At 62.4% G+C, this 7,233-nt stretch carries 7 protein-coding genes and 1 pseudogene; 7 read left to right on the forward strand and 1 reads right to left on the reverse strand.

Annotated features, from left to right (window positions below; all coding sequences use genetic code 11):
- The 7 genes and pseudogenes from EN939_RS14500 to mgrA form a co-directional block, all read left to right on the forward strand.
- Positions 1-177: pseudogene (locus tag EN939_RS14500) on the forward strand (carbohydrate ABC transporter substrate-binding protein); the annotation flags it as partial.
- An 81-nt stretch (positions 178-258) separates the two neighbouring features.
- Complete coding sequence (locus tag EN939_RS14505; protein WP_127322195.1) at positions 259-1,146, forward strand: carbohydrate ABC transporter permease; 888 nt, start codon at positions 259-261, stop codon at positions 1,144-1,146.
- 2 nt (positions 1,147-1,148) lie between these two features.
- Positions 1,149-2,081 (forward strand): carbohydrate ABC transporter permease, encoded by a 933-nt coding sequence (locus tag EN939_RS14510; protein ID WP_372337953.1) that lies wholly within the window; start codon positions 1,149-1,151, stop codon positions 2,079-2,081.
- A gap of 5 nt (positions 2,082-2,086) precedes the next feature.
- On the forward strand, positions 2,087-3,184 hold the full coding sequence (locus EN939_RS14515; RefSeq protein ID WP_023812494.1) for an ABC transporter ATP-binding protein: 1,098 nt from the start codon (positions 2,087-2,089) through the stop codon (positions 3,182-3,184).
- Between the two features lie 52 nt (positions 3,185-3,236).
- Complete coding sequence (locus EN939_RS14520) at positions 3,237-3,983, forward strand: sugar phosphate isomerase/epimerase family protein (protein WP_127268555.1); 747 nt, start codon at positions 3,237-3,239, stop codon at positions 3,981-3,983.
- Between the two features lie 11 nt (positions 3,984-3,994).
- Positions 3,995-5,137 carry a Gfo/Idh/MocA family protein gene (locus EN939_RS14525; protein WP_127268556.1) on the forward strand — a complete coding sequence of 381 codons (1,143 nt, stop codon included), beginning with the start codon at positions 3,995-3,997 and terminating at the stop codon, positions 5,135-5,137.
- Positions 5,138-5,258: 121 nt separating this feature from the next.
- Positions 5,259-6,305 (forward strand): L-glyceraldehyde 3-phosphate reductase, encoded by a 1,047-nt coding sequence (mgrA, locus tag EN939_RS14530; protein WP_127268557.1) that lies wholly within the window; start codon positions 5,259-5,261, stop codon positions 6,303-6,305.
- A gap of 75 nt (positions 6,306-6,380) precedes the next feature.
- Here the strand turns inward: mgrA and EN939_RS14535 are convergent.
- The coding region (locus EN939_RS14535; protein ID WP_127268558.1) for a S1 family serine peptidase at positions 6,381-7,233 on the reverse strand (853 nt) is incomplete at its 5' end.

The following is a 7,233-nucleotide window of genomic DNA, read 5'->3' on the forward strand; positions in this document are numbered from 1 at the left end:
AAGAAGGGCCTCGCCATCCTTGCCAAGGGCGCCGTCATGCCGTGGACGGACCAACTGCTTTCACAGGACACCCAGAAACAGAAGGAAGACCTTTTCGCCGAATTCTTCGCCAAGCCGGAACTGACCGTCGAAGACGCGCAGAAGCGCTTCGCCGACCTCATCGCTTCGGCGGACTGACGCTGGAGGCAACCCGCCTCGCTCCCGGCCTTGCGAATGCGGGGCCGGGAATGCACCGCCCTTACCCAGCCGGCTGACGAGATGAGCAAGAGCGCACGCCCCAACCTTCTGTTCCGCAACCTCAATGCGAAGGTCGCCTCGATCCCGATGATCCTCACCGCCATGGTGGTTTTCGTCGGCGGCACCGTTTGGACGGTGCTCTATTCCTTCACCAATTCGAAGCTCCTGCCGCGCCTGAATTTCGTCGGGCTCGACCAGTATTACCGCCTGTGGGCGGCGCCGCGCTGGCTGATCTCGATCGAGAACCTGTTGATCTACGGCGCGATCTCGCTGGTGTTCTCGCTGGTCATCGGTTTTCTGCTTGCCGCGCTGCTCGATCAGAAGATCCGCTTCGAGGACACGTTCCGCACCATCTTCCTTTATCCTTTCGCGCTCTCCTTCATCGTCACCGGCCTGGTCTGGCAGTGGTTGCTCAATCCGGATTTCGGCATCCAGCATGTCGTGCGGGACTTAGGCTGGACGAGCTTCAGCTTCGACCCGCTCTATAATTCCAGCATCGTCATCTACGGCATATCGATCGCTGCGCTGTGGCAAGGCACCGGGCTCATCATGTGCCTGATGCTGGCCGGCCTGCGCGGTATCGACGAGGACATCTGGAAGGCGGCGCGGGTGGATGGGATCCCGATGTGGAAGACCTATCTGTTCATCGTCATCCCGATGATGCGGCCGGTCTTCATCACCACGCTCGTCATCATCGCTTCCGGCATCGTCAAGGTTTATGACCTGGTCGTGGCCCAGACCAGCGGCGGCCCGGGCATCGCATCCGAAGTGCCGGCCAAATACGTCTACGACTATATGTTCTTCGCCCAGAACCTCGGCCAGGGTTTTGCCGCCTCGACCATGATGCTGCTCTCGGTGGTGATCGTCATCGTGCCTTGGGCCTATCTCGAGTTCGGGCGACGCAAATGAGCATTGCAGACATCACCGCTCAAGCAAGCGTTGCCGCCGGCGCGCGCCAGGACATCGCAGGGCCCTACGGTCCAAAGCCGCGCCGCATGATTTCGCGCCGCAACGTCTTCCTCTACGGCACATTGTTCGTCATGGCGGTCTACTACCTCTTGCCGCTCTATGTCATGGTCGTCACCTCGCTCAAGGGCATGCCGGAGATCCGGCTCGGCAACATCTTCTCACCGCCGCTTGAGATCACCTTCGAGCCGTGGGTCAAGGCGTGGTCAACGGCCTGCACCGGCCTTAACTGCGACGGGCTCTCGCGCGGCTTCTGGAATTCGGTGCGCATCACCGTGCCGTCGGTGCTGCTGTCGATCGCCATCGCCTCGGTGAATGGTTATGCACTGGCCAATTGGCGCTTCAAGGGCGCCGATACGTTCTTCATCATCCTGATCGTCGGCGCCTTCATTCCCTACCAGGTGATGATCTATCCGATCGTCATCATCCTGCGCGAAATCGGCCTCTATGGCAGCCTCAGCGGGCTGGTGATTGTCCATTCCATTTTCGGCATGCCGATCCTGACGCTGCTGTTCCGCAATTATTTCGCCTCGATGCCGGAGGAGCTGTTCCGGGCGGCACGCGTCGACGGCGCCGGCTTCTGGGGCATCTTCCTGCGCATCATGCTGCCGATGTCGCTGCCGATCTTCGTCGTCGCCATCATCCTGCAGGTGACCGGCATCTGGAACGACTTCCTGTTCGGCGTCGTCTACACCCGCCCCGACACCTATCCGATGACGGTGCAGCTCAACAACATCGTCAATTCGGTGCAAGGCGTGAAGGAGTACAACGTCAACATGGCCGCAACCATCCTGACCGGGCTTGTGCCGCTCATCGTCTACTTCATTTCCGGCAAGCTTTTCGTACGCGGCATCGCCGCCGGCGCGGTGAAGGGGTGACGGCGATGACGGCAGCCAATGATACCAGCGTTTCGATCCAGGACCTGTCGCTGAACTTCGGTGCGGTGACCGTCCTGGAGACGCTCAATCTCGATGTCGCCGATGGCGAGTTCATCGTGCTGCTCGGGCCGTCCGGCTGCGGCAAGTCGACCTTGCTCAACTGCATTGCCGGCCTGCTCGACGTTTCCGAGGGCCGCATCTTCATCAAGGGCAAGAACGTCACCTGGGAAGAGCCCAAGGACCGCGGCATCGGCATGGTGTTCCAGTCCTATGCGCTCTATCCGCAAATGACGGTGGAGAAGAACCTGTCCTTCGGGCTGCGTGTCGCCGGCACGCCAAGAGAAGAGATCGCCAAGCGGATCGCGCGGGCGGCTGAAATCCTGCAGATCGAACCGCTGCTGCAGCGTAAGCCGGCCGCCCTTTCCGGCGGCCAGCGCCAGCGCGTCGCGATCGGACGGGCGCTGGTGCGCGATGTCGACGTGTTCCTGTTCGACGAGCCGCTGTCCAATCTCGATGCCAAGCTGCGCGCCGAACTGCGCGTCGAGATCAAGCTGCTGCATCGCAAGCTGCAGAACACCATGATCTACGTCACCCACGACCAGATCGAGGCGATGACGCTGGCCGACCGCATCGCGGTGATGAAGGGCGGCGTCATCCAGCAGCTCGATGCGCCGCAGACCATCTATAACAGGCCGGTCAACCGTTTCGTCGCCGGCTTCCTCGGCTCGCCCGCAATGAACTTCGTCGATGGCCGCCTGGAAGACGCCGACGGCGGCTGGCGGTTCGCGGCCGAGGATATCAAGATCCCGCTCGGCACTTACGACTTTGCCAAGCCTCCGGCTCCCGGCCCCGTCACATTCGGTATCAGGCCCGAGCATGTCAGCCTGAACAGCGGCACCGGCTGGCCGTTCTCGATAGCCGCCAATGTCGAGGTGGTCGAACCCATGGGCTCCGACACGCTGGTCTGGCTGAAGCTTGCCCAGCAGAATTTCAGCGTCCGAGTGACCTCGGAACGCACGCCCAAGAATGACGAGGCGGTGACGCTTGGCTTCGATCCGATGCGCGCTTCGCTTTTCGACACCGCAACGGGCACACGCATCTAGCTTTTGAGAACAACCCTCATACGACAATCCCCAAGCAAAACGGACAGAGATGATGAACTGGTCATTCCAACTTTACAGCGCCCGCAATTTCCAACCCTGGGACGGTGTGCTCGCCATGCTCGGCAAGCTCGGCTACGCCCAGGTCGAAGGTTTTGGCGGCGTCTATGATGACCCCAAGGCATTCCGCGCCGAGCTCGACAAGAACGGGCTTGCCATGCCGACTGGGCATTTCTCGATCGATGCGCTCGAGAACGATTTCGACGGCGTGCGCAGAACTGCCGACGCACTCGGTATCACGCTGCTCATCTGTCCCTTCCTGATGCCCGATCAGCGGCCATCCGACGTGGCCGGCTGGCGCGGCTTCGGCGAACGCCTGGCCAAGGTCGGCGACGCCGCGAAAAAGGCCGGCTACGGCTTTGCCTGGCACAATCATGATTTCGAGTTCAAGAAACTTGCCGACGGATCGGTGCCGCAGGACCACATCCTGTCATCCGCGCCCGATGTCAGCTGGGAGATGGACGTTGCCTGGGTGGTGCGCGGCGGCGATGATCCGTTGCCGTGGATCGAAAAGCACGGCAAGCGCATCAGCGCCGTCCACGTCAAGGACATGGCCAAGCCCGGCGAGGGGCTGGATGAGGATGGCTGGTCGGATGTCGGCCATGGCACCATCGACTGGGCCGGCCTGATCAAGGTGTTGCGTGCCAAGAGTGCTGCCCAATACTATGTCATGGAACAGGACAACCCCAACGACATCGAGCGTTTCGCCCGCCGCTCCATCGCAGCCGCCAAAACCTATTAGGAGCAATCAGCATGGCAAAGAAACTTGGCATCGGCGTCATCGGCTGCGGCAACATCTCGAAAGCGTATTTTTCGCTGGCGCCGCTGTTTCGCGGCATCGAAATGCGTGCCTGCGCCGACATCAACATGGAGGCGGCCAAGGCGCGGGCGAAGGAGTTCAAGCTGCGCGCCGAGACCGTCGAAGACCTGCTCAAGGCCGACGACATCGACATCATCGTCAACCTGACCATCCCGGCGGTGCACTACGAAGTATCGAAGCAGATCCTCGACGCCGGCAAGCACGTCTATTCGGAAAAGCCGTTCGTGCTGTCGGTCAAGGAAGGGCTCGACCTTAAGAAGCGGGCGGAGAAAAAGGGCCTGCGGATCGGCTCGGCGCCAGACACTTTCCTCGGCGGCGCGCACCAACTGGTGCGCAACCTGATCGACACCGGCAAGCTTGGCAAGGTCACGAGCGGTACCTGCCATGTCATGGGCCACGGCATGGAGCATTGGCATCCCAATCCGGATTTCTTCTTCCAGCCGGGCGCCGGTCCCGTGCTCGATATCGGGCCTTACTACATCACCAATCTGATCCAGCTGATCGGACCGGTGAAACAGGTCGCGGCCTTCGCGACGACGCCGGCCAAGGAGCGGACGATCAGTTCAAAGCCGCGCGCGGGTGAAAAGATACCGGTCAACACGCCGACGACCATTCATGGGCTGCTGGAGTTCGAGAACGGTGCCGTTATAACGCTCAACACCAGCTGGGACGTCTGGGCCCACGGCCACGCGCCGATGGAACTCTATGGCGAGGCGGGTACGGTGTTCGTGCCGGACCCGAACTTCTTCGGTGGTGACGTTCGCTTCACCGACGCGGCCAAGCCGGTCAAGAAGCTGCCGAACTGGCCGCATCCGTTCGGCGTGCCCAACGAGATGCATTCGCAAGGCATGATGGCCAACTACCGCACATCGGGCCTCGCCGACATGGCAGTGGCGATCGCGGAAGGCCGACCGCATCGCTGTTCGATGGAGCTGGCGCTGCACGCCGTCGACGTGATGACCGGGCTGTTGCGCTCCGGCGAAACCGGCAAGTTCGTCGCCATGCAGACCACCTGCGAACGGCCGGCAGCCCTCGGCGTCAAGCAAGCCAAGGACCTTTTGGCGAAGAAGAATTAGGCAGATACCTCAACCCTCTCCCCGTTCCGGCGGGGAGAGGGTAAAGGTGAGGGGCAAAGCCGACTCGCCCGCGTTGTCGCGATGGCAGTAGCCTGGCTCGCTTCCATTTGAGGATTTTCCGATGCCCTATACGCCCGCCGAAAACCGCTACGAGAAAATGGTCTACAACCGCTGTGGCCGCTCCGGCCTGAAGCTGCCGGCAATCTCGCTCGGCCTGTGGCATAATTTCGGCAACGACACGCCGCACAGGACCAAGCAGGCGATCGCGCGCAAGGCCTTCGACCTCGGCATCACGCATTTCGACCTTGCCAACAATTACGGTCCGCCACCCGGCTCGGCCGAGACCGCTTTCGGTGAAATCCTGCGCACCGACTTCGCCGCCTACCGCGACGAGCTGATCATCTCGACGAAGGCCGGCTACGAGATGTGGGCCGGACCCTACGGCGAATGGGGCGGGCGCAAATACATTCTGGCCAGCCTCGACCAGAGCCTGAAGCGCATGGGGCTCGACTATGTCGATATCTTCTATTCGCATCGTTTCGACCCCGACACGCCGCTGGAAGAGACCATGGGCGCGCTCGACCATGCCGTGCGCTCGGGCAAGGCGCTCTATGCCGGCATCTCGTCCTACAATTCGCAGCGCACACGCGAGGCCGCCGATATCTTGAAGCAGCTTGGCACGCCTTGCGTCATCCACCAGCCGAGCTATTCGATGCTGAACCGCTGGGTGGAGGAAGATGGCTTGCTCGACACGCTCGAAGGGCTCGGCGTCGGCTCCATCGTGTTCTCGCCGCTGGCGCAAGGCATGCTGACCAACAAGTATCTCGGCGGCATTCCCGATGGCAGCCGTGCCTCCCAGGGCAAGTCGCTGAAGACAGCCTTCATCAACGACAAGACCATCGCCAACATCAAGGCGCTCGACGCCATCGCCGGCAAGCGCGGGCAGACGCTGGCGCAGATGGCGCTGGCCTGGGTGCTGCGCAAGGGCAGGGTGACATCGGCGCTGATCGGCGCCAGCCGGCCGGAGCAGGTCGAGGACTGCGTCGGCGCGCTCAAGGTGCTCGATTTCAGCGATGCCGAACTCGCCGAGATCGACACCTATGCGCGCGAATCCGACATTAATCTGTGGGCGGCTTCCGCCGAGCGCAAAGGCCCGCCGCGAAAATAAGTCCTCTCGATAAGCCGGCAAGCAAAACGGCGGGAACCTCTCCCGCCGTTTTGCTTGAAAGCGAACAGCGCTGCTTCAGGGCGTTTTCGGTTTCTGGGCGGTGCCCAGTCCCGCCTTGGGCTTTGCCGGCGCCGGAGCCGAGGTCTTCATCTTCGCCTCGATCCAGCCGGTGTAGTTGGCCAGCCGCGTGTAGATGCCGTAGGCCTCCTTGTGGCCGCACGCCGCACTGCCGTCAGCCGGGCCTTCGCCCCAGCTGACGACGCCGACCTGGACCGGGCCTTCGGCACCGGTCATGAACAGCGGGCCGCCGCTGTCGCCGTTGCAGGCATCGCGCACGCCGCTGGTGGTGCCGGCGCAGATCATGTTGCCGGTCAGCGGGTCGGTCATGTCGGCGGCGATCGCATTGGCTGCCGCGTCGATGCCTTTTTCCGAATAGCGCATACGGCGGGACAGATCACCGAGCGCTGCCTTCAGATCACGCGCATAGATGGCCTTGATGCCGCTGTTGCAGGCCTGGTTCGGCTGCAGATCGAGATCGACAACCATCAGCGTGGTCGGAAAGGTGCCGTCCTGCATCTTGCCCCAGCCGGTGACGGTCGTCTTGCCGGTGTCGGGGGTTGCCTCATGGGCGACCTTGATGGTCGGCGCGTCGGCCGGTTCGGCAAGCCGGAGCAGGGCGAGATCGTTGTCGAGCGTTTGCTCGCTGTAGGCTTCGTTGACGATGACCTCCACCACCTTGTGGCGCTTGCCCTCGCTGAGATCGGTTGCACCGGTCAGCACGGTGACGCTCTCCGGCGAAACCGGCTGACCCTTGTCGTTGAGGCAGTGTGCTGCCGTCAGCACCCATTGCGGCGCGATCAGGCTGCCGCCGCAGAATTGGGCGTTGGCCTGCGAGGCCGGGTTCTCGTCCAGCCTGTCGGTGGTGAGC

The organism is Mesorhizobium sp. M7A.F.Ca.CA.002.05.1.1 (genome assembly GCF_003998335.1).
Lineage (GTDB): Bacteria > Pseudomonadota > Alphaproteobacteria > Rhizobiales > Rhizobiaceae > Mesorhizobium.